This is a genomic window from Methylocaldum szegediense, assembly GCF_949769195.1.
Lineage (GTDB): Bacteria > Pseudomonadota > Gammaproteobacteria > Methylococcales > Methylococcaceae > Methylocaldum > Methylocaldum szegediense.
This window is the reverse complement of sequence record NZ_OX458333.1, coordinates 18,178-44,836: the sequence shown is the minus strand read 5'-3', so window position 1 is coordinate 44,836 and position 26,659 is coordinate 18,178. Positions and strand designations below refer to the sequence as shown.

29 protein-coding genes are annotated in these 26,659 nt (G+C 58.1%); 20 read left to right on the top strand and 9 right to left on the bottom strand.

The annotated features are described in order from the left end of the window. Positions 1-31: 31 nt before the first annotated feature. The 3 genes from QEN43_RS00255 to QEN43_RS00245 are packed head-to-tail and all read right to left on the bottom strand — an operon-like array spanning position 32 to position 4,638. Complete coding sequence (locus QEN43_RS00255; RefSeq protein WP_026608894.1) at positions 32-1,420, bottom strand: ABC transporter permease; 1,389 nt, start codon at positions 1,418-1,420, stop codon at positions 32-34. A gap of 3 nt (positions 1,421-1,423) precedes the next feature. Further along, positions 1,424-2,401 carry an ABC transporter permease gene (locus QEN43_RS00250; RefSeq protein WP_026608893.1) on the bottom strand — a complete coding sequence of 326 codons (978 nt, stop codon included), beginning with the start codon at positions 2,399-2,401 and terminating at the stop codon, positions 1,424-1,426. Continuing rightward, positions 2,398-4,638 carry an ABC transporter substrate-binding protein gene (locus tag QEN43_RS00245; RefSeq protein ID WP_317963594.1) on the bottom strand — a complete coding sequence of 747 codons (2,241 nt, stop codon included), beginning with the start codon at positions 4,636-4,638 and terminating at the stop codon, positions 2,398-2,400. The genes QEN43_RS00250 and QEN43_RS00245 overlap by 4 nt, the downstream gene beginning before the upstream one ends. Before the next feature lie 401 nt (positions 4,639-5,039). On the opposite strand from QEN43_RS00245, the gene QEN43_RS00240 reads away from it, so the two are divergent. From QEN43_RS00240 to imuA, 4 genes are all read left to right on the top strand, one after another. Beyond that, positions 5,040-5,822, top strand: a complete 783-nt coding sequence (locus tag QEN43_RS00240) for an enoyl-ACP reductase FabI (protein ID WP_317963593.1) — start codon at positions 5,040-5,042, stop codon at positions 5,820-5,822. Between the two features lie 230 nt (positions 5,823-6,052). Further along, positions 6,053-7,426, top strand: a complete 1,374-nt coding sequence (locus tag QEN43_RS00235; protein ID WP_317963592.1) for a cytochrome B6 — start codon at positions 6,053-6,055, stop codon at positions 7,424-7,426. 232 nt (positions 7,427-7,658) lie between these two features. Then, complete coding sequence (gene lexA / locus QEN43_RS00230; RefSeq protein WP_026608890.1) at positions 7,659-8,270, top strand: transcriptional repressor LexA; 612 nt, start codon at positions 7,659-7,661, stop codon at positions 8,268-8,270. A 10-nt stretch (positions 8,271-8,280) separates the two neighbouring features. After that, positions 8,281-8,982 (top strand): translesion DNA synthesis-associated protein ImuA, encoded by a 702-nt coding sequence (gene imuA, locus QEN43_RS00225; protein WP_156912617.1) that lies wholly within the window; start codon positions 8,281-8,283, stop codon positions 8,980-8,982. A 250-nt stretch (positions 8,983-9,232) separates the two neighbouring features. Here the strand turns inward: imuA and QEN43_RS00220 are convergent, their stop codons facing one another. The 6 genes from QEN43_RS00220 to QEN43_RS00195 form a co-directional block, all read right to left on the bottom strand. Further along, positions 9,233-9,751 (bottom strand): hypothetical protein, encoded by a 519-nt coding sequence (locus tag QEN43_RS00220; protein ID WP_156912616.1) that lies wholly within the window; start codon positions 9,749-9,751, stop codon positions 9,233-9,235. 462 nt (positions 9,752-10,213) lie between these two features. Then, complete coding sequence (locus QEN43_RS00215) at positions 10,214-11,188, bottom strand: DUF364 domain-containing protein (RefSeq protein ID WP_317963591.1); 975 nt, start codon at positions 11,186-11,188, stop codon at positions 10,214-10,216. A gap of 224 nt (positions 11,189-11,412) precedes the next feature. Next, positions 11,413-11,790: a hypothetical protein gene (locus QEN43_RS00210; protein WP_026608889.1), complete on the bottom strand. Its 378-nt coding sequence runs from the start codon at positions 11,788-11,790 to the stop codon at positions 11,413-11,415. Between the two features lie 286 nt (positions 11,791-12,076). After that, on the bottom strand, positions 12,077-12,286 hold the full coding sequence (locus tag QEN43_RS00205; protein ID WP_156912615.1) for a hypothetical protein: 210 nt from the start codon (positions 12,284-12,286) through the stop codon (positions 12,077-12,079). 304 nt (positions 12,287-12,590) lie between these two features. Further along, a complete protein-coding gene (locus QEN43_RS00200) occupies positions 12,591-12,839 on the bottom strand; it encodes a (2Fe-2S)-binding protein (RefSeq protein ID WP_084161560.1) in 249 nt (82 codons plus the stop codon). 20 nt (positions 12,840-12,859) lie between these two features. After that, complete coding sequence (locus QEN43_RS00195; RefSeq protein ID WP_051331646.1) at positions 12,860-16,621, bottom strand: pyridine nucleotide-disulfide oxidoreductase; 3,762 nt, start codon at positions 16,619-16,621, stop codon at positions 12,860-12,862. 529 nt (positions 16,622-17,150) lie between these two features. Here QEN43_RS00195 and QEN43_RS00190 point away from each other — a divergent pair. The 16 genes from QEN43_RS00190 to QEN43_RS00115 all read left to right on the top strand — a co-directional run bounded on the left by QEN43_RS00190 (position 17,151) and on the right by QEN43_RS00115 (position 26,474). Then, positions 17,151-18,362: an IscS subfamily cysteine desulfurase gene (locus QEN43_RS00190; protein ID WP_202901113.1), complete on the top strand. Its 1,212-nt coding sequence runs from the start codon at positions 17,151-17,153 to the stop codon at positions 18,360-18,362. Positions 18,363-18,398: 36 nt separating this feature from the next. After that, the gene (gene iscU, locus QEN43_RS00185) at positions 18,399-18,818 is read left to right on the top strand and encodes a Fe-S cluster assembly scaffold IscU (RefSeq protein ID WP_026608885.1); all 420 of its coding nucleotides are present in this window, start codon (positions 18,399-18,401) and stop codon (positions 18,816-18,818) included. A gap of 15 nt (positions 18,819-18,833) precedes the next feature. Then, a complete protein-coding gene (gene erpA, locus QEN43_RS00180; protein WP_026608884.1) occupies positions 18,834-19,226 on the top strand; it encodes an iron-sulfur cluster insertion protein ErpA in 393 nt (130 codons plus the stop codon). 28 nt (positions 19,227-19,254) lie between these two features. Then, positions 19,255-19,578 carry an iron-sulfur cluster assembly protein IscA gene (gene iscA / locus QEN43_RS00175; protein ID WP_026608883.1) on the top strand — a complete coding sequence of 108 codons (324 nt, stop codon included), beginning with the start codon at positions 19,255-19,257 and terminating at the stop codon, positions 19,576-19,578. A 13-nt stretch (positions 19,579-19,591) separates the two neighbouring features. Next, entirely contained in the window at positions 19,592-20,125 is a 534-nt protein-coding gene (hscB, locus tag QEN43_RS00170; RefSeq protein ID WP_026608882.1) for a Fe-S protein assembly co-chaperone HscB, read from the top strand. Next, a complete protein-coding gene (gene hscA / locus QEN43_RS00165) occupies positions 20,122-21,984 on the top strand; it encodes a Fe-S protein assembly chaperone HscA (RefSeq protein WP_026608881.1) in 1,863 nt (620 codons plus the stop codon). The genes hscB and hscA overlap by 4 nt, the downstream gene beginning before the upstream one ends. A gap of 49 nt (positions 21,985-22,033) precedes the next feature. After that, positions 22,034-22,375, top strand: a complete 342-nt coding sequence (gene fdx / locus QEN43_RS00160) for an ISC system 2Fe-2S type ferredoxin (RefSeq protein WP_026608880.1) — start codon at positions 22,034-22,036, stop codon at positions 22,373-22,375. A 2-nt stretch (positions 22,376-22,377) separates the two neighbouring features. Beyond that, the gene (nifV, locus tag QEN43_RS00155; protein WP_084161558.1) at positions 22,378-23,583 is read left to right on the top strand and encodes a homocitrate synthase; all 1,206 of its coding nucleotides are present in this window, start codon (positions 22,378-22,380) and stop codon (positions 23,581-23,583) included. Continuing rightward, complete coding sequence (gene nifW / locus QEN43_RS00150) at positions 23,580-23,942, top strand: nitrogenase-stabilizing/protective protein NifW (RefSeq protein WP_026608879.1); 363 nt, start codon at positions 23,580-23,582, stop codon at positions 23,940-23,942. The genes nifV and nifW overlap by 4 nt, the downstream gene beginning before the upstream one ends. A gap of 34 nt (positions 23,943-23,976) precedes the next feature. After that, positions 23,977-24,303, top strand: a complete 327-nt coding sequence (locus QEN43_RS00145; RefSeq protein ID WP_026608878.1) for a (2Fe-2S) ferredoxin domain-containing protein — start codon at positions 23,977-23,979, stop codon at positions 24,301-24,303. 30 nt (positions 24,304-24,333) lie between these two features. Beyond that, positions 24,334-24,798 carry a hypothetical protein gene (locus QEN43_RS00140; protein WP_036267663.1) on the top strand — a complete coding sequence of 155 codons (465 nt, stop codon included), beginning with the start codon at positions 24,334-24,336 and terminating at the stop codon, positions 24,796-24,798. A gap of 83 nt (positions 24,799-24,881) precedes the next feature. Then, positions 24,882-25,190 carry a 2Fe-2S iron-sulfur cluster-binding protein gene (locus QEN43_RS00135; RefSeq protein ID WP_026608876.1) on the top strand — a complete coding sequence of 103 codons (309 nt, stop codon included), beginning with the start codon at positions 24,882-24,884 and terminating at the stop codon, positions 25,188-25,190. Between the two features lie 36 nt (positions 25,191-25,226). After that, entirely contained in the window at positions 25,227-25,556 is a 330-nt protein-coding gene (grxD, locus tag QEN43_RS00130) for a Grx4 family monothiol glutaredoxin (RefSeq protein WP_026608875.1), read from the top strand. A 5-nt stretch (positions 25,557-25,561) separates the two neighbouring features. Next, complete coding sequence (locus tag QEN43_RS00125; protein WP_026608874.1) at positions 25,562-25,837, top strand: BolA family protein; 276 nt, start codon at positions 25,562-25,564, stop codon at positions 25,835-25,837. A gap of 43 nt (positions 25,838-25,880) precedes the next feature. Next, the gene (locus QEN43_RS00120) at positions 25,881-26,117 is read left to right on the top strand and encodes an FmdB family zinc ribbon protein (RefSeq protein ID WP_026608873.1); all 237 of its coding nucleotides are present in this window, start codon (positions 25,881-25,883) and stop codon (positions 26,115-26,117) included. Positions 26,118-26,165: 48 nt separating this feature from the next. Further along, positions 26,166-26,474 (top strand): hypothetical protein, encoded by a 309-nt coding sequence (locus tag QEN43_RS00115; protein WP_026608872.1) that lies wholly within the window; start codon positions 26,166-26,168, stop codon positions 26,472-26,474. Positions 26,475-26,659 lie beyond the last annotated feature (185 nt).

Genomic DNA, 26,659 nt, shown 5'->3' with positions numbered 1-26,659 from the left:
ATTGCGGCCGCCTTGAACACTCGATCATCCATCATTCCGCGCGCCTCGGATCGAAAGCGTCGCGCACGGCGTCCGCGAACAGATTGGCGGCGAGCACCAGGGTGAACATGAACAGAAACGCGGCTGCGAGAGACCACCAGACCACCGGATCCCGCGCCATTTCGAGCCGTGCGCTGTTGATCATGTTGCCCCAGCTTTCCATGGTCGGATCGACGCCGATATTCACGTACGACAGCACGGCTTCCGCCAGCACCAGCGAACTGAAATCCAGGGCGACCGAAATCAGCACCAGATGAAATACGTTCGGCAGGATATGCCGTACCAGGATCACGCCCTGCCTGACGCCCAGGGCGCGCGCCGCCTGCACGTATTCCATTTCACGAAGCTTCAGGGTCTCCGCTCTCAGCAAGCGGCACAAGCCGGTCCAGCTCGTCATGCCGAGAATCAGGCAAAGAAACAGCAGTCTGAAATCGGCGCGCAGCGCCAGGCTGGCGAAATCGTCCTCGTGCCGGGCCATGTACACCTGCATGATGAGCATCGCGGCGGCGATGAGCAGAACTCCCGGAATGGAATTGAGCGTGGTGTAGAGATACTGGATCGCGTCATCGACCCAGCCCCGGAAATAACCGGCCAAAATGCCGAATCCCAGCGCCAGCGGCAATGTCGCGAAGGTCGTCAGCGTACCGATCAAGAGTCCGGTCCGGATGCTCTTGACGCTTTGGTAGAACACGTCTTCCCCAACCTTGTCCGTACCTAGCACGTGATAGTAAAGGCCAAGTTCTCCGAGCGCGCCGCCGATTCCCAAGATGAGGAACAGTGTCAGCAATGCAGCGCGCCACGGAATTTCCGTTTGGCCACGGCCGATGCGCGCCAAGCTCTCTGTTAAACCGATACGGTCCTCGCGGCTGCGCCAGACTACCAGCAAAAAGGCCAACACCGCCCAAACCGAAGCGCCCTTAGCCAGTCCCTTCGTGCCTATCCTCAGGATATCGCCCATCTTTTCACGCTCCGGGTCGGTGAGATGCGCGCCGCCGTAGCGCAGACGGGGATAATCCCAGACCTGGGTGCCGTCCGGTCGGCGGATCATCTCCTTGGCATAGGCGTAGCACGAAAAAGGGGCTGAATAGGTTTTTTCCACACGCGTCCGGATCGGCGTCATCCAGCTATCCAACACGCTGATCACTTCACCTTCATATCGGCCGTTTTCGTCTTCGATCCGTGGACGAAAGTGGATCGAGTCCAATATCGCAATGAAAAGGTAAGCAAGCAGGACCACCAGTGACACCATGGCGCTACGGCTCCGCGTTACCTTGCGCCAGGGCCGCCGCAAATGCTCGCGCCGCCTGGCTCGGACGATGGCCACAGTAAACCCCGCCAGCAGGACGAAAAACAGAATATCGGTCCAAAGCAGCTTCAACATGGCTTAACCGAGCCGCACGCGGGGATCGACCAGCGTATAGGAGAGATCGGTCAACAACAGGCCTAGGATGTAGAGTGCGGAGCCCAGAAACACCATGGCACGCACGATGGCGAAATCCTGCTGATTGATGGCGTCGATGGTATAGCTGCCCAGCCCTGGAATCGCAAAAAATGACTCGGTGATCAGACTGCCGGTGAACAGCAGGGGCAGCACCACGACCACTCCGGTCAGAATGGGAATCATGGCGTTCTTGAGCACATGCCCGAACAGCACTTGAGGCTCGGACAACCCCTTCGCCCTAGCGGTGCGGACATAATCCTTCTCCACTTCCTCCAGGAAAAACGTCCTGTACCAGCGCACGCCGGAACCGATGCCGGCGACCACGCTGATGACCAAGGGCAGGATCAGAAAACGGATGGCGTTGATTCCGGAGTCGTAACCCGAGATCGGCGTAAGCTGCAGCAGTTTGCCCAGCACATATTGCCCGCCAATGATGTAGAAAAGAAACGATATGGACATCATGACCACACATAGAGCGACACCCCAGAATTCCAGATAAGTCAACCGGAAAAACACCAGAAGCAGAGCCAGGGTGATATGCACCAGTAGCCCGACAATGAGCGAGGGCACCGCGATGGCGAGCGAAGGCCACATGCGCTGGCGAATGTCGGCGCCGATCTCGCGACCGCTATCGGAACGTCCGAAGCGAAACATAAACAGCCCCACCGATTTCTGATAGAAGATCGTCTGAGTCGCTTTCCCTATTCCTTCCGCCTGGTCGTTCCAGAACAGCGGCAAATCATAGCCGCGCTCGTGTTTCCAGGCTTCCACCGCTTCCCGGGTGACATGTTTTTCTCCGAGATGCATGCGCGCCATATCGTCAGGCGTGTTCACCACGAAGAACAACAGAAAGGTCAGGATGTTGACGCCCAACAGCAGTGGGATGGCGTAAAGCACGCGACGAATGATATAGCGGATCATAACGCGGTGGACCTCATGCGGCGGCGATAGGTCGAATAGGCCGGGACGATTGCCGCGACCAGCAGCGCCGAGCCCGCGGCCAGCGGCCAGTAAACCGGCCGGTTCCACTCGGCCCGCTTGAGCTCCCGCTGCTCGGCGGCTATGCGCCGGTATTTGAGACCGTTATTCGCCATCAGATTGGGTTTGAGATTGAGATACCAACTGTGGTGCAGCGAAAACGACTTGGGATGATAACCGAATAGCCAGGGCGAATCGTGCCTCAGGATCTCCTGCATAGCTTGAATGATGCGGAAACGCTCCGGGCTATCGTCCATATTGCGCATACGTTCGAACAAACGATCGAATTCGGGATTGCTGTAATTGGCTGCGTTCTCGCCGCCCTTGCCCACCTTGGCATTCTCGCCGTACAGCAGGAAGAAGAAATTCTCGGGATCGGGATAATCGGCGTTCCATCCCCACATGAAGATCTGCGCGTTACCGTTCAGCATCTTTTGCTGGAACTGGTTGTAATCGGTGGTGCGCAGCACCAGCTGGATGCCGAGCTTGTCGAATTGCTTGCGGTACCAGTTCAGAGTCGATTTGCTGTCGGGCCCCCGCGCCACGGTATCGAGATAAAGCACCAAGGGCCTGCCGGTCTTGGGGTCTATGCCGTTCGGATAGCCGGCCTCCGCCAGGAGTTTTTTCGCTTCGTCTATGCTCTTGCGGCGCGGCGCCCCGTCCACCCAGTCGTACACGTAAGGGTTGATCCCGTCCTTACCCTCGACGTAACCGAAAATGTCCGGCGGCAAGACTCCCTGGGCCGGAACACCGCGTCCATTGATGAAAATATCGATGAATTCCTCGTAATCGACCGCGATGCTGATGGCTTGGCGGAGTTTGGCCTTGGCCTCGTCCAACCCGCCCACCGTGGGATCCAACATGTTGAAGCCCATATAGAAAATGGTCGTCATGGTTTCCGTCACCAATTGAATATCCTTGGCTTTCATCTCCGGCGTCAGTTCGGCATCGTTTTGCCCGGTGAACTGGACGGCCTGGTCGAAATTATCCGAAGCAATCCCCGAGGCGTCGTAATAGCCCTGCAAAAACTTGTTCCAATAGGGAATCGTTTCCTTTTCCAAAGTGAAGACGACCTTCTCGATGAACGGCAGCTTTAGCCCCGCATCCTTCAGAAAACCCTTTGCCTCGTCTTGGGGTTCGCCTTCACTCGGATAGAACTCGTCGTGGTAATTGGGGTTTTTCAGCAACACCATGCGACGGTTGGGATTGTTCTCCGTGAGCATGTAGGCACCGGTGCCGACCGGGTACCAGTCAAGGGTGATATTCTTTTCGATCAACCCCCGCTGGGCGTAGAACGCATCCGCTTCCCACGGCATGGGAGCGAAGAAAGGCATGGCCAGCCAGAAACGAAACTGGGGATACTTGCCGTACAAGCGGATTTTCAGACGGTGTGCATCGACAACTTGGACGCCGTCCACGGTATAGCCGCGGATGTCGAAGAACTCCGACCGATCCCGCCGTGCTTCGAAATCTTTCGCCATCCGCTCGCCCGTTTCTTTGAGACCGACGATATAGCCCTTCATCATCTCGGCGATCGGCGAATGAAGCTGAGGATGTACCAGTCGCTTGATCTGATACGCGTAATCCTCGGCCGTCAGCTCGCGGGTGTCGGTTTCGGCAAAATCGGTGATGGTTTTGATTTTCGATAATTCTTTCTCGGTCAATGCATGGTAGCGATAGCGCCCATCCGGGGTTCTGGCAAATGCCGGATGCGGTTGGAACAAGATGTTCGGCCGAAGACGGATATCGTAGTCACTGTACGCGATCCGATCTTCCGGCGCGTCATCCGGCAAAGGATTGAGGTCCTTGTCGAGATACGTTACCACCGGCAGTGCTTCCGCCGTGAGCGGCTCCAGCTGATAAGGCCGCTTCAGATAGGCATATTGCAACAACGGTTCGTAAACCTGGGCGATGATCTCGTATTCATTCGAGCTATACGCCCGCGCCGGGTCCAGATGCTTGGGCCGCTCGGTGAAGGAGGTGTAAAGGATGTTCCTCCCCTTGTCCTCGGCCGGATAGGGATTGTTCAAAGGGCTGCCGCAGGCGGCGAGCAGAAAGGCGAGGAGAAAAAGCCAAGCCGGCCGGACTAAATACGGGACGCTTCGTCTTGCCCAAAAAAACGGGCCGCCGAAATTCGGCGGGCCGAAAAAATGATGTACCGGTTCTTGCCTAGTCGCCATGAGCGGCCATTATACGCGAGTAAAGACCATCCATTTTCACGAAGGGATCCACGAATGAATTATTAACCCGGCCTATAAATATCGGCCGGGTTAATCCGGGGCAGGGTTTCCTTAGCGCGGCGACAAGCCGCGTGAGCCCAGGCCGGGCGTGTACCGGCCTGGGCGGCGGCCCGTAAATACCAGGAGGGTATTTACGGGCCTGATTGAAAACCGCCCGGAACCCCGACCAGCCGTTTGCTATGCCTCGTCGGCGCTTCAGGCACGCCCGACTCCTCCTCGGTCCGGCAAACGCGACAATAAAGTCCACGGCCTTTACGTCCCGGCATGCCGACCAGTCTAGACAGCACCCGGCCTCTAGCGGATACTTTCGCGCCATTTCCAGACGAAATCGGAGATTCACCATGGGTTTCATGCAAGACAAACGCGCCCTCATCGTCGGCGTCGCCAGCAATCGCTCCATCGCCTACGGCATCGCGGAGGCCATGCGGCGCGAGGGGGCCGAAATCGCGCTGACCTATCAAAACGACAAGCTCAAGGAGCGCGTCGAAAAACTCGCCGAGGAATTGGGCGCGAAAATCGTCCTGCCCTGCGATGTGGCGAGCGACGAGCAGATCGACGCGCTTTTCGACGAATTGGGTAAACATTGGGACGGACTCGACAGCATCGTCCATTCGGTCGCCTTCGCCCCGCGCGAAGCCCTGGAAGGCTCATATCTCGACTCGGTAACCCGCGAAAATTTCCGCATCGCCCACGACATCAGCTCCTACAGTTTCGCCGCGCTCGCGAAGGCCGGCCGCAAGCTGATGGCGGGCCGCAAGGGTTCGTTGCTGACGCTGAGTTATCTCGGCGCCGAGCGGGTCATTCCGAATTACAACGTGATGGGCGTCGCCAAAGCCAGCCTTGAAGCGAATGTCCGTTACCTCGCGGCATCACTCGGCCCCGAAGGCATCCGTGTCAACGCCGTCTCCGCTGGTCCCATACGCACCCTCGCCGCTTCCGGCATCGCCAATTTCCGCGAGATGCTGGCCAAAGGCGAACAAGCGGCTCCCTTGCGCAAGAACGTCACGATCGAGGAAGTGGGCAACGCCGCCGCGTTCCTCTGCTCCGATCTGGCTTCCGGCATTACCGGAGAAATCCTGTACGTGGACGCCGGCTATAACATCGTCGGACTTTCCGGAATCTGATCCCGGTCATCGGCAAATCGGGGCGATCGTCCCGATTTGCGCCTTGCCTCCCTCACCGTGGCCGCCCACGGTTTCCGGCCGCCTTGTTCGCCCTGTTGGATTAGATCCGTATTCGTACGGGTATCTCTCCCTGAGCGTCCGCCGTTCAATTGGATATTTCGTCTGAGGACTTCAACCATCGCGGCTTTCGAGGCTGCCTTCAGCAAAGTGCCGATAGGGAGGAACGGACGATGCCAGAAAAAGCGCTCGAAACGGTTCTAGGTGGATTCGTACTCCTGGGTCTAAGCTTCGTCGGCCTTTCGATGAGCCCCGGCGCGGCGAGCGCCGAAAGCTTCGAAGAATTCAAGACACGCATGAAAGATGCGAAGGTGTTGGCCATGGAGCGCCATTTGAAGGCTCTCGACGATCGCTACGATCTGAGCGACGACGCCTCCAAGACGATGACGATGACCCATGGGAAGCCCATTCAGGAAGGCGTGCGGGTCAAGTTGCGCGAAGTCGTAACCTGGGATGAACTCGCAGAAATGTCCCCCGAGGAGATTCGGAAACAAGACTTCTTTCCGAAAGGGTTCATGCCCCTGCCCCACCCCAATCCCACCGAGGGCGGCATCGTATTTAGCAAGACCCTCATCGAGGCCGTCGAAGAGCAAGAGGGCCGGGATCTCTCACGTTTCGACGTCAGCTTCGATATTCCAGAGCGCTTCCAGCCGGAATTCCCGCCGCCGCTTTTTCTCAAGACACGGCCGGATCTCGGTGATGTTTCCCGCAGCCGGCTGATCACGCTGTCCAACTACCGGGAGCTTTTCGAAGGCATCATCAATGCCGAACAGTTGGAAGGATTGCGGCTCTTGCTCACGCCTTTTCCGCAGCAGCAGTTCAACGCCACCGAAGACCGCCGTACCGAGGATCCCTCTCCCGGCGTTGCCTGCTTCGACTGTCATGTTAACGGCCATACTAGCGCCGCGATACAGAGTGCTTCGAGCACCCGGCCGCGGGAACCGAGCCGTCGCATCGATACGCCCAGCCTTCGCGGCGTCGACATCCAGCGATTGTTCGGTTCTCAGGGCGACATGAAAAGTATCGAAGAGCGATCGGAATTCGAATTAGAAACAGCTTATTTCGATGGCGACGCCGAAGCGGCGAAAAGAAAGGATGCCCATATACCCCAACAAGCCGATGAAGTGCGTCTCATGGCCGAGTTTCAAAAACTCATCGATTTCCCGCCGGCTCCCAAGCTCGATGCCTCAGGTAAGTTGGACCCCGAAAAAAACGACGATGAGGCCGCACTCCGAGGACAAGAGCTTTTTTTCGGCAAAGCCCGGTGCGCGACTTGCCACACGCCCCCTCACTACACAGACAACCAGGTCCACGACCTAAAAGTGGAGCAGTTTTATCGACCTGGAATTACCACCAGCCAAGCCGCTCCGACAAACGGTCCGATCAAGACTCCCCCCCTGCGGGGCATCAAGGATTCGCCACCTTATCTACGCGACGGTCGCTTGTTGACGCTGGAAGACACAGTGGAGTTCTTCAATCTGGTGCTCGGGCTAAAACTCACCAAGGCAGAGAAAAAGGATTTGCTTGCCTTTTTAGTGACGCTCTGACGCTCCGCCTGGAAAAAGCCGCACCGTAGGACTCTTAGGAAAGCTCTGAACGAGTCGATTCCGTTCGTGCTCTTCGACGTGGCTTAAGACCAGCCCGTCGAAGAACTCAGAGTTCTACCCGTACGTGATCGGAGCTTCCGCAAGAAACAATAAGCAAAGCGCCGTAATCGACGCTTGCGCAGATTTCGAAGTCCCGACTATACTGCTTATAAAAGCACTGCTTTTATAAGCCATGAAAAGCATAACCCCGCGCCAACAGGAAATACTCGACCATATCCGCCAAACCCTGCGTCAGAGCGGCGTACCGCCGACCATTGCGGAAATTGCCGATGCATTGGGCATCAAATCCACCAATGCCGTACGCGGCCATCTTCAAGCCTTGGCCCGGAAAGGCGTGATCGAGCTGATGCCTTCTCTGGCTCGAGGCATTCGTCTGCTGGAACACCGTATCTTGGACGATGCCCTGCCCGTCATCGGCAGAGTCGCCGCCGGCCGGCCAGTGCTGACGGAGGCGCATATCGAGAAATATTGCCGCCTCGGTCCGGAATTGTTCCAGGGCAAAGCGGATTACCTGCTTCGCGTGCGCGGCCTCAGCATGCGCGATGCCGGCATTCTGGAAGGTGACCTTCTGGCGGTGCAGCGCACCAATCAGGCCCGCAGCGGCCAGATTGTGATCGCTCGTATTGGCGATGAAATCACGGTAAAACGGCTGCGGCTGGAAGGTTCTATGGCTTATCTGGAACCGGCCAATCCCGATTTCGAAACCCTAAGCATCGATTTGGAACGACAAGAGTTATGCATCGAAGGCGTGGTGGTCGGCTTGATCCGCAGCGAGTGGATATAACTCGAAGACAATGGACAGCCGGAACGGACTCGACGAACTGCTCCGCACGACGCCGCTCCTGTGGCGTGGACGCCGGCCTCAAACTACCGAAAGCACGGCGATTCCCACCGGTTTTCCGGAATTAGACCACGCCTTGCCGGAAGGCGGCTGGCCTTTTCCCGCATTGATGGAAGTTTCCGTCCCAGCCTGGGGTATAGGCGAACTGCGCCTTCTGCTTCCCGCTATGCGGCACGTACAAGGATCGGGAAAACGTCTGGCCTGGATCGCGCCGCCTTATCTGCCTTACGCGCCGGCCTTGGTGGACGCCGGCATCGATCTAGGCCGTTTGCTCCTGCTGGACAGGATCTCGAACGACAAGGACATCTGGTGGAGTGCAGAAAAACTATTGCGCAGCACCGCTTGCGGCATGGTTTTGATCTGGCCGCGCAAATCGTCCCCCTTTCCGGTGCTGCGCCGCTTGCAGCTGGCGGCGACGGAAGGCTGTTGCCTAGGCGCATTGCTGTCTCCCGATCTGCCCGTCGGCACCCCGGCTGCCTTGCGTCTTCGCCTCGAACCGGCAGAGCAAGGGCTGTGGGTCCATATCCTCAAGGCTCGCGGCATACCGCTCGCAAACGCTGTGCTGCTCGGAGGTTCCCGGCATAGCGCCGTCCCTGCAATGCATTCCCAACCCGACGTTCAAGGTTGTCGAGCCAAGTCAGTGCTCGCCGGATGACGTCCATTCCCCACGGCGCGATCAAAAACACAGGTACGCCCACCCCATGATCGGACAGGCATTCCACACCCAGTTTGAAATGGAATCGAGATTTTCGCGTGGGAATCCCTTCCCCACGCCGACTCCCGGTCAAGTTCTTCTTCAGCAAAGAAATGCCGACCTATCAGGCTCGACTCAATTCACCCGATCTGAAGGCCGCAGTGATTTCCGCCAAGCTTCATTCTTACTGGATGAGATCGATGAAAACGCTCTAGTTTTTCGCGTTTTTTCGCCGGTGCTCTTCATAACGGGAGATCAACCTTTCCAGGTGCGCCTCATCGTTCAGACAAGCCTCCAGTTCGCTGGCGATCAGCTGATCGTAATGGCGGCGCAGCACGCTGTCAGTCGGCCGCGGAAAAGTAATCGTCTCGATCATGTATCGGACATGGCTTATGAAGTGCCGTCTGAGTACTGAATCCTGAGGAATAAGTGGACGCGACGGCTTGGCTACCGATGCCCTCGGCGAGTAAGCCTGCGGCGTATTCGCCTGCACGTTCGGCGGATCTGCCGGCACCTCTCTGCGCACCGGGTTCGCTGTTTCTGCCACCGTCTCACGACGCGAGGCCTGGGATGGATTCGCCGGTGTTACATCAGCAGCCAGCGCTACATCAGCAACGGAAGCACGCTTTCTTTTTTTCCGAAGGAGCAAATAAACGATCAGCAGAATGACCAAGAAAAGGACGATCGCCGCAATAACCATCAACGCCGGTCGAAATTCGTCGCTCGCCAAATATAGCAAGAGATCTTTCAGTTCTGACTCGCTCACAATTCTCTCCTCCTATTTTTTTTATAAGTCGATTATGTCGTTTCCGAGGTAATGTATTTCTACCGGCACCGACATCGTTATTGTTATGTTGTCACTTCCCGGACGCCACAGCGTCGAAACGTTCACTTATCGACGCTCCCATGCAAATGCTCAGGGAATCAACAGCCCGAACGTCGAACGGACAAAAGGCCGACCCGGTACTTATTGCGCCGGAATCGATAGCCATTCATTACCGCCCGCTACCGTAAGTCACTGTTCGTAACGAACATAAATCGAAATTGCCACATCGGCAAGAAGGTATTGTGATAAATGCGAGATTTTCGATAGCGAAGGATTGTCGAATTACGTTTTTATCGTATTCGACAGGGGTTTTTAGACGGGATTTTTCGACCCATGGATGGCGGGTATTTCCGAGCTGCGCCCTTTTTATGACCCAGGCGCTCGGTGAGACGCGTCTTGAAAACGTTTAAAACAGGTATCGAGGCGGGATAGCCGAATGTCGGCGGCTTCGAGCCGATCGTAACCGGGAAAGCGCGCAGAATTCTCGGCGTCGTACCAAGCTGCCATATCCTGTTTGAGCTTTTCTCTTTCCCGAACCGTACATTCGATTAGCTGTCGCGTCCACGCCTCGGCTGTAGCGGGCGTGAGCGCCGCAATGCGATAGCGCAGGCCTGTCTCGAAGATTCGAACGCCGCCCCCTTCGGCGACGGTTTGGCGCAGAGCCTCGCGATCGGAAACCTCGACTCCGGCCAAGTAGTCGATGCCGAAGTGGTACAAATCCGGCAACCAGGGCGTGGTCGGCCCCATCAACACGCTGACGGCGTTGGCGGAGAGCGCGGCCAGGCGCGGAAAAGTCTTGTTGGGAATGGAACTCGCGGTGATGAATACCCATTCCGCCTCGGGTAACAGATATTCGCAAGCCGTGTCCGGCAGATCGCCCTGCCCTGGCTGGCGTTCCAACACGGTGAGATTTAGCCCGTGCTGTTCTGCGAATCGATCCAATCCCGGATAACGGCCGATCACGACTACGCGCCGCCCTTTGATCTCCGGCAGAAAATGTTCGAAAACCGCAAGATTGTTGCCGCTTTCCGATTGGAGCGATAGAGAAAGGCCCGGTGCCGGAAGTTGAAGACCATTGATGGCGGCGTTTACGGCGGCCATGCCCACCGTTGCCCGATACGGATCGAATTCCCGAACCCAGACGGCTAGTTCGGCGACGGACTTGCCGCGCAGGGTACCGGCCCAAGGCAGCGTCCGGGTGGAAATGCCGGGGCTCATCGCCAATCCAACCGTCTCGGCCTCGCAATAGGTCCATACCAGTCCGATCAGCACCTCCCGGACCGGCGACGGCGTAACGGCATAATCCTGCAACAGATCGTAAATTTCGTACGTGTTGGTCATAGCCTGCCTGATGGCTCGCTCAGGTACGAAGGTGCGGACTAACGGCTCGGAACGGGCTAGGGCCACAATCCCTTGCGGAGGGAGGCGCCTCAAGTTACCCGCAGAGCTCGCTCTTCGATCAGGCTTCGCCTCCTCAAATGAGTGACGCTGCCCTTAAACCTTGACCCAGAGATGACTCGTCGGAAAACAGCCCAATCCATTAGCCTCTAGGCGCCGATGCCCGATCAGTCTCCGAGCGCCGGCAAAAGCTTCGGTTCCGATTTGATCACGTCGCCACGTCCCCAAGCGACCACAGCTTCTACGAACCAGCGCGGGTCTTTGGGATGGGGAAGACACACGTCATATTCGGCGAAAAAGCTGCCGTCGGCGTGAAATTTCAATTCGCCCACCCGATGTCCTTTCGGACTATGCCAATAGGCACACAAAGTATACTGACCGCTGAAAGGGTCACGGCTGTTTTCGAAGCGGGCCTCGCGGTAAACCGGCGTTGCCGCAATCTGCTCCGGCAGAAAGCCCAATTCATGGATTTCCCTGATCAACCGCGCACAGATGGCGTCCCCCAAAGGCTGGCACGCTTTCACCATCGACTCGATCGTTTCCATCTCATCCTCCCAGCGTTGCAGTCGCAGCGTAGGGTTCATCGCCGAATGTGGAAACCGTCGGATGCCGATCGTGCCGGCATTGTTAGCTCGATCTCATGCTCAATCCCATTACCCGATCCGATAAGAATCAAGCAATGGCAATGCCATGTTCATCTTATTGATTTATTAAGTGGAGGTCGCCGTCCGGCTGTGCGAAAGACGACAAAAGCGTTTTTCGGGGTGCCAAAAACAACAAATCCCAGTCGTTACGGCTGGGATTTGTCAATCGTGAAAAGATACGGAAGTCTTACATCTGTTCGCATAAGGTGTGCTGCTTCTTGTTGAGATTCGGCAGGACTTTACGGGCTACAAGACCCACGCCGATCAGCACCATCAACAAGAGCACGATCACAGGAAACTCAACAATAGCGGACACCATCGTCATCAAAACGAAGAAGCCTATCGCCAGGAACAGCAGCACGAACGGGATGATCCCAAGAAGCAACAAAATATGCATATCAACCTCCATCATTTAGCTTTCGGAAATAATCATAGCGGAAACTTCGGGCTTGTGCTCACCATTTTTGCGAACACCTAGGAAATAATCGCTTTTCTCTTTTTGCATAATGCGTTTCTATGGAAACAATAGAAACGAACTTATGCCGAGAAAAAAGACCGCGAAACAGCGACCTAACAACCGTTTCGCGGCAAAACATGGCGAACACCAACACCATTCCGCAGCATTGGACAACGGCTTCGTCTCTTGCCGACCCGCCATCACTGATTGCGGGCGCCGCCGTTAAAATCCAAACAGCCGTCAACTACAAACCGACCTCCGCGCCGCCGCCCGCGTAGCGTCCGTAAGGCATCTCCCGGCCCGCCCTCGGTCTCCGGGTATCGCCGCTTGTCGATTGGGCATTTCGCAAGAGATCACGAATCTCGCGATTGCACTTACCGCAAGCCGTGCCGACCTTGAGGCAGTCGGTGATCGCTTTGCGCGTGCATGCCCCCGAACGAATTGCCTCGCAGATCTGGCTTTCGGTAACCGCCTTGCAGATGCAGATGTACATAGCGATGCCTCAAACGACCGTTATTCAACCCGTGGCATCGGATGCGTCTCGAAAAGGTAGTCGAGCCATAAATTCGACACTTTTTCTAGGGTTATGTTCTGTCGCAATCGGGCATTGAGATGCGGGAAATCCACCTGATCCAAGTCCTGGTCCTGATTGAAGCAGGTGTAAACAAAGCGTTCCTTGCCGGTCTCCGGATCGGTCTGTTTGCACATGCACTGGGCGCATACGCCTTTCATCATGCATTGCATGGGCGAGTTGATAGAGCCTATGGCGATGTGGTTTTCCTTGAGATACGGCCGCAGCACCCCGAACCGCGCCGCCTTGACCGCGGCCATCATGCGGTCCGAACCGATCGCGATAATGCGGTCGGCAGCATCGAGCGGGATAGGAGTCTCCCCCAAGGCTCCGGTAGCGTAGGCGACCATAGCCTCGACGATATTGCCGACAAAGGATTTGTCCTGCGGGCGCGTGGTCGGAATCGGGGTGCTACCTCTGCCCTTGTCCACCGACCAGACGATCACGTCCGAAGCGTCCTCGATTTCCTTAACCTTGAACACATCCTGGGCGCTGCGATAGCCGGCGAAGTAAAGGACCCGGTTGCCGTTCTCGCGGAGCGCCTTGCCGATGGAGAACAGCACGGCATTGCCCAAGCCGCCCCCGAGTAGGAGCACGGTTTCGCCCTTCGGAATCTCAGTAGGCGCGCCGGTCGGCCCCATCAGCACGATCGGATCGCCAGGCTTCCAGGTCGCGCAGAGGCGCGAGGAAGTGCCCATCTCCAAGGCGATGACGCCGACCAAACCTTTTTCCCGGTCCACCCAAGCACCGGTAAGCGCGATACCCTCCGTTGCCAGAGAGGTGCCGTTCAGCCGAGGTGCGTAGGACTCGAAGTTCTGCACCCGGTAGAACTGACCCGGCCGGAACTTGCGCGCAGCCATAGGTGCCTTGATGACGATCTCAACGATGGAGGGTGTCAGCCGTTTGACCTCGACGACCTTGGCCGTCAACAATTGGTCCAACTTCGCCTGAAACGCCGCAAGTTCCGCGTCGCGCTCGCCTTGTCCCGCATCGTCGAGACGCCGAAGCTCGTCCTCGAACAACTTGACCACGTAAGGGTAGCCGTCCTTGGCGCTTGCCATAGCCTTCACCACGTTTCCGGCGTAGACGGGGTGATTGTCGCCGTAGTAAGTAATGTATTTCCCATTCTTGCCGTAGGAGGTGAAAGGCGCCGGAGCCATTTCTTTCGGCATGCCCCACCCATTCCTGGCTTCCATTTGCAGTTCGCCGTTTTCGTTCCAGACGGGTTCGAAGCGTTGGAAGAAATTACCGTCAAGCTGGAACGTGCCCGGAAATTCGTTTTCGTAGATGGTGTTCGGCGCGGTGCCGGCGGCGACCAGGAGGGTACGCATAGGCACGATCGGCTGTTCGCCCGAGTCAACCCAACGCCCGTCATCGCGTTTGACGAGCTTTTCGAAACGCACCGCCTTTAGGTGACCGTATTCATCCGTAATCGCCTCGACCGGATTCATGCCCTCGGCGAAGGCTAATCCTTCCTCCATCGCCTTAATGATCTCTTCATGGTTTTGGCGATAGGCCGGGGAATCGTTCATGCCCTTGCGATAAAACAGGGTGACGCCGCCCCATTGCCGGATGAGCGGCTCGAAATCGGGCGTCTCCCCGACAGCTTCGGCGCGCCAGCGCTCGGCACGAATCGCTCGACCGTGCTCCAGGAATTCGTCCAAGATGGCGAGCTCTTCGGCGTCGAAGCGCGAGCGCACCTTGGTTTCCCCATACCGCATGACGAGATGCTCGTAGCGATCCAGCGTTTTTTCCACTTGAACCGGGTAATACGCCAGGAGCTCCGTTACCGCGTCGATGGCGGTGAGCCCTCCCCCGATCACACCGGCCGGCAGTCGTACCTGGAGATTGGAGAGCGAGGACTGTTTCGCCGCCCCGGACAGCTGCAAGGCCATGAGAAAATCCGAGGCCTTGCGGATGCCACGCGCGAGATTGTTCTTGAGGCCGATCATCGTGGGCTTGCCGGCACCGCTGGCGATGGCGATATGATCGAAGCCCAGATCCCAAGCATCGTCGATGGACAATGTGCTGCCCAGCCGTACTCCGCCGTAGAGACTGAAGTTCCGGCGCCGGACCAGGGTCAGGTAAATCACCTTAAGAAAATTCTTGTCCCAACGCACGGTAATGCCGTACTCGGCGACGCCGCCGAAGCCCATCAGGATGCGCTCGTCGAGGTTCTCGTACAGCATGTGAAAATCGTCCACCGCCTCGGGAAGCCCGACGTCCTTTCCGGTCAGTTCTTCGGGCAGAGGCTCGATCTTCAGGGCGTCGATGGCCGCGACGCCGAAACCTTCGTTGAGGAGGTAGTGAGACAGCGTGTAACCGGCCGGTCCTAGCCCCACCACCAACACCTTCTTCCCGTTGTAAGGCAGGGCATAAGGTCGTTTCAGGTTCAGCGGGTTCCACCGGGTTAGGAGGCTGTAGATCTCGAAGCCGTACGGCATGAACAGCACATCGGTCAGGATATTGGTCTCCACCTGCGGGATGTTGACCGGCTCAGTGACCCGCTGGAACACACAGGCCTTCATGCATTCATTGCAGATGCGGTGGCCGGTGCCGGGAGCCATGGGATTGTCGGCCACAATCATGGCCAGGGCGGCGATATTGTCCCCCTGCCGTTTCAGGGTGAAGGCTTCCGAAATGCGTTCCTCCAAAGGACAGCCGATCTGGGTCACATCCAACGGATTGCGGCGGAACCCGCCATCCTTGGTACGCTGCCCTTTGGAGCAGTAATCGTTGTCGCGCTCGTGACAGATAACGCAGCGATCCACCTCGTAATGGACTTCGCGGCTGGAGGCGCGCGAATCGGTCAACTGGAACCCGTCGCGCCGGCGGCGTTTGTCGAGAGGACCGACCAGAACGTCGTAGCCATCACGCGGCTCCGCTCGGCATTCGACCAGATGCTCGTAATCGATGCGTTCCGGCTGCTTGAAGGAAACCCAATCGGCGACCTTCACGCGGATGGTCGGATGGTTGAGGGCGGCATAGGTCCAGCGTTCCACGACCTCGACTAGCGCCTCAACGAAGTCTCGCTGTTCCGATTCCGCCAAAGCCGCTGCAAAACGCATACGGGCGGAGTCGTCGGCTTCGAGGAACCGACGCAGCTCGGCAGCCTCGGCATCGGCGCCATTGGTGTCAGCTTCGCCCTTGGCTGTCGCCTGATAACGCTTCGCCAGTGTATCCAGTCGAACGGCTATCGTGGCGAGCCCCTGCTCGGGATCGAGAGCACGCTCATCCTCCGCGAGGCAGGTCCGCCTCAGGTCATTGATGGCGGCATCGAGTTCCGCGATGTCGAAAGTAGCCAAAGCCTGGGCGTCGAATTTCTGGGCGGCACGCTTAACTACCGTGTTCTTGTAGGCAAAAACGCTCTCGAATTCGCGGGCCGCGGCGTTCCGTTGAGCCTCGCGCTCAGCTTCCACGTTGAAAAGGCGCGCGACGAAACGGGCGAGATAAGGCGCCGTCTTGAGCAGCGCGTCGGCGACTGCAGTGGGAGCCAGCTTACCGTCCTCATCGTTGCGGCAGGCGTCATAGACCTGGTAAACCTCGGGCGCTTCCTCTGCCAAAGTTTGAACGAAAACCTCGTAAAGTGCCTTAAGGCTCGCCGGATCGTACAAATCCCGATAGCTGAAGCCGGGGATACCCAGCGTGAAGTCTCGCTGAGCGATGGGTTCGCCGACCGTGGCGCAACGCTGCGTAGGATTCATGACCGAATTTACCCCTTGATTCATGCGGAATTTGGCCCTTATCAAGCAGGAGACATGCCATCGGCCTCTTACCCGGCCAAACCACGGACGAACGAGCTTTTCGGCTGATCGCTCGAGCGCAGGCGCTTGTTACCTTTGTTACGAACTTAAGGCGACTCGAACATTTTTGTAGCGAACGTGACAAAAGCCAGAAGCCACTCTTCCCAAGGGCTGACCGCCACGGCCCCGGAACGAAAAGGCGCCTCGATTCCGGAGGCTAGCGGGCAGAACCGCCTTTCACGAACCGAAAAAGCTGGACCTCGAACATCGCGGCAAGTGTCTTGCATCGATCGATTGCGGGAGGGTTTGTAGAAAACCTGACAAAGCCGTACCTCGCCGTCGTCTACTTTTTTCTTTTTCGTTCAATCGCTTACACACTTCACCCCGCATTGGTACGGCCCTTGCTTGATCGGAGGTAAGCCGACAAGACCGACCGCTCGGAGTGAGCGGACCGTCTTTTGCCAGAGTGAACCCGGAGAAACCAATGTCCGTGAAACTACCGATTTATCTCGATTATTCGGCGACGACCCCGGTTGATCCGCGCGTGGCGGAGAAAATGATTCCCTTTCTGACCGAGGTGTTCGGCAATCCGGCCAGCCGCTCCCATAGCTTCGGCTGGGCTGCCGAAAAGGCCGTTGAAGAAGCCCGGGCCGAGGTCGCGAACCTGGTCAATGCCGATCCCAAAGAAATCGTCTGGACCTCCGGCGCGACCGAGTCGGACAACCTGGCGATCAAAGGCGCGGCCTATTTTTACCAGACCAAGGGGCGACATCTCATCACCGTCAAGACCGAACACAAGGCGGTGCTTGACACCATGCGGGAACTGGAAGCCCAGGGTTTCGAAGTCACCTACCTTGATCCCCTTCCCAACGGCCTCCTCGATCTGGATGCATTCCGTGCAGCAATCCGTCCTGACACGATTCTCGCCTCGGTGATGCACGTCAACAACGAGATCGGCGTGATTCAGGACATCGCCGCTATCGGCGCTATCTGCCGCGAGAAAGGCGTGATTTTCCATGTCGATGCCGCGCAATCCACCGGTAAGGTCGAAATCGACCTCTCCAAACTACCGGTCGACCTGATGTCGTTTTCCGCTCACAAGACTTACGGCCCCAAAGGCATCGGCGCCCTCTACGTGCGGCGCCAACCGCGCGTGCGGCTTAAGGCGATGATGCACGGTGGTGGCCATGAGCGCGGCTTGCGTTCCGGCACCTTGGCCACCCACCAGATTGTCGGCATGGGCGAAGCCTTCCGTTTGGCCCGCGAGGAAATGGCGGAGGAAACGAAACGCATCCGGAAACTCAGGGACAAGCTGCTCGCCGCCATCAAGGACATCGAAGAGGTTTATATCAACGGCGATCTTGAACAGAGGATTCCCCACAACCTCAACGTCAGCTTCAACTATGTCGAAGGCGAATCCTTGATGATGGCGCTGAAGGACATTGCCGTTTCGAGCGGTTCCGCCTGTACGTCCGCCAGCCTCGAACCTTCCTACGTTCTCCGCGCGCTGGGGCGCAGCGACGAGCTGGCGCACAGTTCCATCCGGTTCACGATCGGGCGCTACACCACCGAAGAAGAAATCGATTACGCGATCTCCCTGATCAAGGAAAAAGTCGACCGACTGCGCGACCTGTCTCCGTTGTGGGAGATGTACAAGGAAGGCATCGATCTCAACTCGGTTCAATGGGCCGCCGCGCATTGAGCGAACATCGTCAAACTTCACCAATTGGAGACCACCATGGCGTACAACGAAAAAGTCATCGATCACTACGAAAACCCCCGCAATGTCGGCTCCTTCGACAAGGATGAAAAAGGCGTAGGCACGGGCGTCGTCGGAGCACCCGCCTGCGGCGACGTGATGAAACTGCAGATCAAGGTCAATGACCAAGGCGTGATCGAAGACGCCAAGTTTAAGACCTACGGCTGCGGCTCGGCGATCGCCTCCAGTTCACTGGTAACCGAGTGGGTCAAGGGCAAGACTGTCGAGGAAGCGTTGGCCATCAAGAACACCGAGATCGCCGAGGCTCTTGCCCTGCCGCCGGTGAAAATCCATTGCTCGGTTCTCGCCGAGGATGCGATTAAGGCCGCCGTCAACGATTACCGGGCGAAGAGCCGAACCGCCGAGGCCGGCTACGACGTTTGCAAATCCGCCGCATGAAACGAGGAGAGTGTCATGAGTGCTGTGGTTGAGATTCAGGACCTAACCCCGCCCGCCCCTCCCCTTGTGTTCACCCATAAAGCGGCTGCCAAAGTCGCCGAGCTGATCGCCGAAGAAGGCAATCCGGACTTGAAACTCAGGGTCTACGTCTCCGGCGGCGGCTGTTCCGGCTTTCAGTACGGCTTCACCTTCGAGGAGGTCGTCGGCGATGACGACACCACGGTTGAGACCGACGGCGTGATCCTCATGGTCGACCCAGCCAGCCTGCAATATCTGGCCGGTGCCGAAATCGACTACCAGGAAGGATTGGAAGGATCGCGCTTCGTGATAAAGAACCCGAACGCCGCTTCGACGTGCAGCTGCGGCAGCTCGTTCTCGGTCGCCGCTTCCGGCTGCTCATCCCAGTAAATTTTCGACGACAAGGGGAGTTCCGATCATGGCAGTAACCTTGACCGAAAAAGCCGCGCGCCAGGTGCAGAAACACCTCGCCGCCCGCGGCACCGGTCTGGGGCTTAGGGTGGCCGTCAAGACCTCCGGGTGTTCCGGCCTCGCTTATGCCCTGGAGTTCGTCGATGAGCCCGCGCCGGAAGATCGCACTTTCGAGAGTTTCGGCGTCACTCTGGTCGTCGACCCGAAAAGCCTCGTCTACCTCGATGGAACCGAACTGGATTACGTACGCGAAGGCTTGAACGAAGGCTTCAAGTTCAACAACCCCAACGTTAAGGCCCAGTGCGGTTGCGGCGAAAGTTTCAGCGTTTGATCAAGGCGTGACGATGCCCCTGGAGGCGACCCGTAATTACTTCGAGTTATTCCAACTGCCCCCAATGTTCCAGCTCGATCTCGACCAGCTCGAAAGTCGATACCGGGAGATTCAGGGCCGCGTGCATCCCGATAAGGCAGCGCATTTGAGCGATGCCGAAAAGCGTTTGTTCCTGCAATGGGCAACGATCGCCAACGAAGCCTACACCACTTTGAAACGGCCTTTGGATAGAGCGCGCTACCTGCTCCGGATTCATGGCATCGATACAAGGGAGGAGGACAACACGGCGATGCCGCCGGAGTTTCTGCTGGAACAGATCGAGTGGCGCGAACAGTTGCTGGCTGCGGTCGCCCTCAAGAGCCTTACTGCTCTCGACAGCCTGGCAGCGCGCCTTAGAAAGGAGATGAACAGTCTGCTGGGTTCTCTCGCCACGCTGCTCGATGTGGAAAGGCGTCATCCGGCGGCGGCAGATGTCGTACGCCAGCTCGCCTTTTTCGAAAAACTCCGCCGCGATATCGAGCTAGCCCAAACCGAATTGGAGGAATGATGCTGCTGCAAATCTCCGAACCCGGCATCAAAGCCCCTAAACCGCGGCGTATCGCGGTGGGGATCGATCTCGGCACCACCCATTCGCTAGTCGCCACTGTGCGCGATCAGCGCCCCGAAGTGCTCGAAGACGACCAAGGCCGCGTGCTCCTGCCCTCGGTCGTCCACTACCGAACCGACCACACCGTGGATGTCGGTTACGAAGCTCTGGCGTGGCAAACCGACGATCCCGAAAACACCTTCGTTTCCGTCAAGCGCTATATGGGCCGCGGGCGCGACGATCTGCCGGAACGCCATAGCGCACCCTATCGATTTGCCGACGTACCCGGCATGGTGCAGTTCGAAACTCGTGTCGGAACGGTGAGTCCAGTCCAGGTTTCGGCGGAAATTCTCAAAGCCCTGCGCGAACGGGCAATTCGCGCCTTGGGCGACGACATCGCCGGCGCAGTGATCACGGTACCCGCCTATTTCGACGATGCTCAGCGTCAAGCAACCAAGGATGCCGCAAAACTTGCCGGCCTCGAAGTGTTCCGTCTGCTCAACGAGCCCACCGCGGCCGCCGTGGCCTATGGACTCGATCAGGCCGCCGAGGGCGTCTACGCGGTTTACGACCTGGGCGGCGGCACCTTCGACATTTCCATACTCAAACTTACCCGCGGCGTTTTCGAAGTGCTGGCGACCAACGGCGACCCGGCGCTGGGCGGGGACGATTTCGACCGCGCCGTTTATGACTGGATACTCCGGGAGACCGGTATCTCGGCCCCGAACGCGGGCGATGCGCGCCGGCTTCTGAGTGCGGCACGCGCGGCCAAAGAGCGCCTTTCCGATCAGACCTCCGTGCTTATCACCACGCCTTTATCCAACGGCACCGCGGTGAAATGCACACTGTCCCGGGAAACCTTCGACACGCTGACGTCGGATCTCGTCAAGCGCACGATCACGCCGGTCCGAAAGGCACTCCGCGATGCCGGTCTGTCGATCGAGGACATCAAGGGCGTTGTTCTAGTCGGCGGGGCCACCCGCATGCCCTGTATCCGCAAGGCCGTTGCGGAATTCTTCCAACAGCCGCCGCTGGTCGATCTCGACCCGGACAAAGTAGTCGCCATCGGAGCCGCCCTCCAAGCCAATGCTCTGGCCGGAAACCGGGGCGATGACGATTGGCTGTTGCTCGACGTGATTCCGCTTTCCCTGGGCATCGAAACCATGGGCGGACTGACCGAAAAGATCATTCCCAGGAACTCCACCCTGCCCTTGGCCCGCGCCCAGGAATTCACTACCTGGAAAGACGGCCAAACCGCCATGAGCATCCATGTGGTGCAGGGCGAACGCGAACTGGTCAGCGAATGCCGCTCGCTGGCACGCTTCGAGCTGCGCGGCATTCCTCCGATGGCGGCGGGCGCGGCCCGTGTCCGGGTGACGTTCCAGGTGGACGCAGACGGCCTGTTGAGCGTCTCGGCTGCCGAGCAGACCAGCGGGGTCGAAGCCAAGATCGAGGTCAAGCCGTCCTATGGCCTCAGCGATGCCGATATCACCCGCATGATCGAGGACTCTTACAAGCACGCTCGGGACGACATGGAGGCCAGGCGCCTGCGCGAGCAGAAAGTCGAGGCAATCCGGCTGCTTGAGGCCACCGAAGCCGCTTTGGCCGAAGATTCCGAATTGTTGTCTGCGGACGAACTCGCGGTCATTCAGGAGAGCATGCGGATTCTCAAGGAAACGGCTGACGGCGACGACTGGGAGGCCATCAAGAAGGCCGCCGACGCGCTCAACGAAGCGAGCACCGAATTCGCTGCTCGACGCATGGACCACAGCATCAGAAAGGCATTGGCCGGACAGAAGCTCGAAGAACTGGACGCATGATCATGAAGACGCAACTGCTTCATCGGCTCGCAGCAACTGGGGGCTAATCATGCCGAACATCACCGTTCTTCCTCATGCCGAAATCTGCCCGGAAGGTGCGATCGTCACTGCCCGTCGAGGACAAACCATCTGCGAGGCGTTGCTCGCTGCTGGCATCGAAATCGAGCACGCCTGCGAACAAGCCTGCGCCTGCTCCACTTGTCACGTCATCGTGCGGGAAGGTTACTCGTCCTTGGATGCCCCGGACGAAGCCGAGGAAGACATGCTGGACCGCGCCTGGGGCTTGGAACCCCATTCTCGGCTGGCTTGTCAGGCGTTCGTAAAAGGCGAAGATCTCACCGTGGAGATTCCGCGCTACAGCCGCAATCTCGCCAAGGAAAGAAAGGCCTGAGCATGGAGTCCCGAAAAGTCGTCATCAACGATACCACGCTCCGCGATGGCGAGCAGACCGCCGGAGTCGCCTTCAACTGGGAAGAGAAGCTCGCCATTGCGCGTTCTCTCGCAGCTGTCGGCGTGCCCGAAATGGAAATCGGCATCCCATCGATGGGACCGGAGGAATGCGAGATCATCGCCGCCATTGCGGCACTGAGATTGCCTTCACGACTTATGGTCTGGGGTCGAATGCGCGAATCGGACCTCGAGGCGGCTAAAGACTGCGGCGCCCATCTCATCAATTTGTCGATTCCGGTTTCCGACATCCAGTTGCAGCACAAACTCCGCCGCGATCGCGAGTGGGCGGTTCGAACCGTGAACCGCATGGTGCGGCGCGCGCTGGACTCCGGTATGGACGTTTGCGTGGGCGCCGAGGATGCCTCGCGCGCGGCACCGGATTTTCTGCTCAAAATCGCGGAGACCGCCCAGCGTGCTGGGGCAAGGCGGATCCGCTTCGCCGACACGCTCGGGCTGTTGGACCCGATCTCGACATTCGAACGCATCCGGAGACTCGTAGCAGCCGTTGATCTCGAGGTCGAAATGCACGCCCACAACGACTTCGGCCTCGCCACCGCGAATACGCTGGTCGCGATTCAGGCCGGCGCGAGCCACGTCAACACCACGGTCAATGGCCTAGGCGAGCGAGCGGGCAATGCCGCGCTCGAGGAGACGGTAATGGCGCTGCACCAGTTATACCAAATGCAGACTGGAATCGATGTGCGTGGCTTTGGCGCGATTTCGGAACTGGTGGCACGGGCGTCGGGACGCCCGGTAGCCCCCAACAAGAGCATCGTGGGCGAGGCCGTGTTTACTCACGAGGCCGGCATCCACGTGGACGGACTATTGAAGAACGTCCTCAATTACCAGGGCGTCAATCCCAAGGATCTGGGCCGTGAGCACCGGCTGGTACTGGGCAAGCACTCCGGAACTCATGCCGTTATCCAGCGCTTCCGCGATCTCGGAATTGAGCTCAACGAGATCGCCGCCGCTCAGCTTCTCAAACGCATCCGGCTGCATGCGAGCCAAACCAAGCGGGCGCCGAGCACGGCCGAGCTGATGAGTTTTTATCGGGAAACGGTCGCGTCCGGGCCGATTCCGAACCTGCCCGAACCGCCCGAACTTCCGATCATCCGAAATCAACCGTCTGAAAGGCATTCTCAGTCATGAATCCGTTACTCGAACGCATCGCAAGTTTTTCCGCGGCCGAGGAATTCTTCGAATTTTTCGAGGTTCCCTACCGGGTCGATGTTGTGAACGTCAACCGCCTGCACATCCTGAAACGCTTCAACCAATACCTTTCCAGGTCGCCGATCCCGGACGACCTTGACGAAGCGTCTGCCTGGAAGATCTGCAAGGAATACCTGACCCGCGCCCATGACGACTTCGTCACATCGACCGCAGCCAAGGAGAAAGTGTTCAAGGTCTTCCAGGATCAGGACGGCAAGAGCATTTCACTGGAAGCAATGAAAGCCAGCCTTTTGACGCGCAAACGCGAAGCGGACAATCGGAGTCCCGGCACCGCTTAAAAGAATCCATTCGATCCTTCTACGAGGAACAACCATGGCAAAACCCGAAAAACACGTATTCGTCTGTGCCCAGTCCCGGCCGCCGGGCCATCCCCGCGGGTCCTGCGGGCAACTGGGCTGCGCGGCGGTGTTCCAAACCTTCGCCCAGCAATTCGAAGCCAGCCAGCTCCATGGAAAATTCCAGCTGACCAGTACCGGCTGCTTGGGCGCCTGTGATGTCGGCCCTACCGTCATCGTTTACCCGGATGCGGTCATGTACACCAAGGTCAAGCCGGAAGACGTCGGCGAAATCGTGAGCCAGCATTTGCAAAAAGGCGAACCCGTGGAGCGGTTGTTGGCACCGGCCGCGGTGTGGTCTTGAGGAAACCCGATCGCGGAGCGCGGGACAGCCATGCGTGAAGTGTTTTATGCCGGCAAAGTGCCGCCCAAGATCGGCGGTCTTCTCGAAGAAGCCATGAGCGCCTATTGGGACACGGCACGCGCCGAATCACTGCTGCAGCAGGCGCGGCAAGAGGCGCCGGACGCTCTGCCGGTTTATTTCTCGCTCTACAAGTTCTACTTCTACAAAGGCCGGCTGGCCGAAGCTGAGGAGGCTGCGCGATCGGCGTTACGAACCGCGGCGCGTCAAGGCGGCTTTCCGGAAAGTTATTCGAACCTTACCCCGGAAACCACGGACTGGACGCAATATGACAGTCCCCAGCATTTCTACCTCTTTTCACTCAAGGCCCTCGCCTTCATTCGCTTGCGCCAAGGCGACGCGCTCGGCTGCGAGGAAATACTCGCCAAACTGAGAGAGCTGGATACGGCCGACACCGTCGGCGGCTCGGTAATCGGTTCGCTCGCCGCGGGATTATGAAACTTCATCGAGAACGATCCGACCGAAGGCGATTTCTGTAAGGCATCGAATTCTCCATCCAACAAGAACAATGAGGTAAGCACATGTCGACTGTAACCATACTGCCATCCGGAAAAACCATCGAAGTTCAGGAAGGCACGAGCCTTTTGGACGCGATATTGGCCGCCGGCGAAAAGCTCATGCACAAATGCGGCGGCAACGCCGAGTGCGGCAGCTGCCACATCTTCGTCCAAGCCGGCAAAAAAGGGCTATCGAAAACCGCGGCTCCGGAGCACGCAAGACTGGACACCATCGTAGGCGTCGGCTCGAAATCCCGCCTGGCTTGCCAAGCCAAGGTCCTCGGGACAGAAGACATTACCGTCGAATTGCTGGGATTTGCTTCCGGACTTTAAAGGATAAATCGGTGGATCAACTCACAAGGATCAGCCATGAGCATCGAAGATACCATTCGCGAACAGATCGCGACCCATCCGGTACTCCTTTACATGAAGGGGGTACCTGACATGCCTCAGTGCGGTTTTTCCGCCAAAGCCGTCGCGGCGATTAAAGCCACCGGAGTTCCCTTCGCCTATGTCAACGTACTCCAGGCACCTTCGATCCGGGAAAAGCTGCCGAGCGTCTCGGACTGGCCGACCTTTCCCCAGTTGTTCGTGAACGGCGAACTTGTCGGTGGCAGCGATATCGTTGAAGAAATCGCTAGGAAGGGCGAACTCAAACCCATGCTGGAAAAAGCCGTTGCCAGCAAGAAAGCAAGCTGATCGCCATGGAGATCGCGGAAGTCCGTAGCCTGATCGAAACCGGCCTGCCCGGCTGCCAGCTCTCGGTTGACGGCGAAGGTTGCAACTTCTCGGTCGTCGTGGTCGGGGAGATTTTCGAGGGACTGACGCCGGTACAGCGTCAGCAAAAAGTCCTGGCGACGGTCAGAGAACTGTTGTCTACCGGCGCCTTACACGCCATCAGCATGAAGGTGTATACGCCTTCCGAGTGGCAGCGGGAACAATCGCGAGGAACCGAGTCTGGCACACCGACTGCGGAATAAACCTTCTGAATGCTTTTTCGATCGACAAAGGAGACATCGATATATGCCAATCTACGATTTTCATTGCCGCCGATGCGACCGGACCTTCGAACTCCTGGTCAGCATCGGAGCCGTTCCGGCCTGCCCGGAGTGCGGCAGCGAGGGCATGGAAAAACTTCCCTCTCTGACTGCGCCCCAGGGCAAAACCGCTGGCCTGATCGCGAGAGCTCGGGCGCAAGCCGCGCGGGAAGGCCATTTCAGCAACTACGCCCCCTCCGAACGCCCGCGCATCAAGCCGTAACGATTCCCCATTCTGACTACGACACTCGAATCTCGGGACATAAAAGCCATGGGTACCTACATCAAAACGACCGAAGACGGCCGCAAGGTAGAGGTCATTGGCATGGCCATCTGTCTCGACGGCAGGAAGGAAGCGGATAGGCTGATTCCTGTCCACGAGCATCCTAATCGGGCGGCCATTTTGAAAGCCGTACCGAACGCCACGCACGTCGCTGGCCGCCTGCCACTGACAGCGGAACAGGCCGCTATCGCCCAAGCCGCGCTGAACGAAGCCAAGGCTGCCTATGAATCGAGTCCCTTGGTCATCTCCGAACGAATCCGCAAAGCGCAACGATACGCGATCGCAAATCGCGATTGAGATATAGTCGATAGGCGTTCGTCCTCCGGAGTAGCGCGATGTATGGACAGACTTAACCGCTATTTCCTGGTAGACGACTATCTACGTCAATGCTGTCGAGTATCAACCGTCATGCCGGCATCCAGGACCCAGGATGGAACCATGGTGTAGCAACTTCTCCGCTACCGTCCATGGCCTGGATTCCG

Coding starts and splice junctions, on each gene's coding strand:
- QEN43_RS00255 (WP_026608894.1), bottom strand. CDS start 1,420: ATGTTGAAGCTGCTTTGGACCGATATTCTGTTTTTCGTCCTGCTGGCG.
- QEN43_RS00250 (WP_026608893.1), bottom strand. CDS start 2,401: ATGATCCGCTATATCATTCGTCGCGTGCTTTACGCCATCCCACTGCTG.
- QEN43_RS00245 (WP_317963594.1), bottom strand. CDS start 4,638: ATGGCGACTAGGCAAGAACCGGTACATCATTTTTTCGGCCCGCCGAAT.
- QEN43_RS00240 (WP_317963593.1), top strand. CDS start 5,040: ATGGGTTTCATGCAAGACAAACGCGCCCTCATCGTCGGCGTCGCCAGC.
- QEN43_RS00235 (WP_317963592.1), top strand. CDS start 6,053: ATGCCAGAAAAAGCGCTCGAAACGGTTCTAGGTGGATTCGTACTCCTG.
- lexA (WP_026608890.1), top strand. CDS start 7,659: ATGAAAAGCATAACCCCGCGCCAACAGGAAATACTCGACCATATCCGC.
- imuA (WP_156912617.1), top strand. CDS start 8,281: ATGGACAGCCGGAACGGACTCGACGAACTGCTCCGCACGACGCCGCTC.
- QEN43_RS00215 (WP_317963591.1), bottom strand. CDS start 11,188: ATGACCAACACGTACGAAATTTACGATCTGTTGCAGGATTATGCCGTT.
- QEN43_RS00210 (WP_026608889.1), bottom strand. CDS start 11,790: ATGGAAACGATCGAGTCGATGGTGAAAGCGTGCCAGCCTTTGGGGGAC.
- QEN43_RS00205 (WP_156912615.1), bottom strand. CDS start 12,286: ATGCATATTTTGTTGCTTCTTGGGATCATCCCGTTCGTGCTGCTGTTC.
- QEN43_RS00200 (WP_084161560.1), bottom strand. CDS start 12,839: ATGTACATCTGCATCTGCAAGGCGGTTACCGAAAGCCAGATCTGCGAG.
- QEN43_RS00195 (WP_051331646.1), bottom strand. CDS start 16,621: ATGAATCCTACGCAGCGTTGCGCCACGGTCGGCGAACCCATCGCTCAG.
- iscU (WP_026608885.1), top strand. CDS start 18,399: ATGGCGTACAACGAAAAAGTCATCGATCACTACGAAAACCCCCGCAAT.
- erpA (WP_026608884.1), top strand. CDS start 18,834: ATGAGTGCTGTGGTTGAGATTCAGGACCTAACCCCGCCCGCCCCTCCC.
- iscA (WP_026608883.1), top strand. CDS start 19,255: ATGGCAGTAACCTTGACCGAAAAAGCCGCGCGCCAGGTGCAGAAACAC.
- hscB (WP_026608882.1), top strand. CDS start 19,592: ATGCCCCTGGAGGCGACCCGTAATTACTTCGAGTTATTCCAACTGCCC.
- hscA (WP_026608881.1), top strand. CDS start 20,122: ATGATGCTGCTGCAAATCTCCGAACCCGGCATCAAAGCCCCTAAACCG.
- fdx (WP_026608880.1), top strand. CDS start 22,034: ATGCCGAACATCACCGTTCTTCCTCATGCCGAAATCTGCCCGGAAGGT.
- nifV (WP_084161558.1), top strand. CDS start 22,378: ATGGAGTCCCGAAAAGTCGTCATCAACGATACCACGCTCCGCGATGGC.
- nifW (WP_026608879.1), top strand. CDS start 23,580: ATGAATCCGTTACTCGAACGCATCGCAAGTTTTTCCGCGGCCGAGGAA.
- QEN43_RS00145 (WP_026608878.1), top strand. CDS start 23,977: ATGGCAAAACCCGAAAAACACGTATTCGTCTGTGCCCAGTCCCGGCCG.
- QEN43_RS00140 (WP_036267663.1), top strand. CDS start 24,334: ATGCGTGAAGTGTTTTATGCCGGCAAAGTGCCGCCCAAGATCGGCGGT.
- QEN43_RS00135 (WP_026608876.1), top strand. CDS start 24,882: ATGTCGACTGTAACCATACTGCCATCCGGAAAAACCATCGAAGTTCAG.
- grxD (WP_026608875.1), top strand. CDS start 25,227: ATGAGCATCGAAGATACCATTCGCGAACAGATCGCGACCCATCCGGTA.
- QEN43_RS00125 (WP_026608874.1), top strand. CDS start 25,562: ATGGAGATCGCGGAAGTCCGTAGCCTGATCGAAACCGGCCTGCCCGGC.
- QEN43_RS00120 (WP_026608873.1), top strand. CDS start 25,881: ATGCCAATCTACGATTTTCATTGCCGCCGATGCGACCGGACCTTCGAA.
- QEN43_RS00115 (WP_026608872.1), top strand. CDS start 26,166: ATGGGTACCTACATCAAAACGACCGAAGACGGCCGCAAGGTAGAGGTC.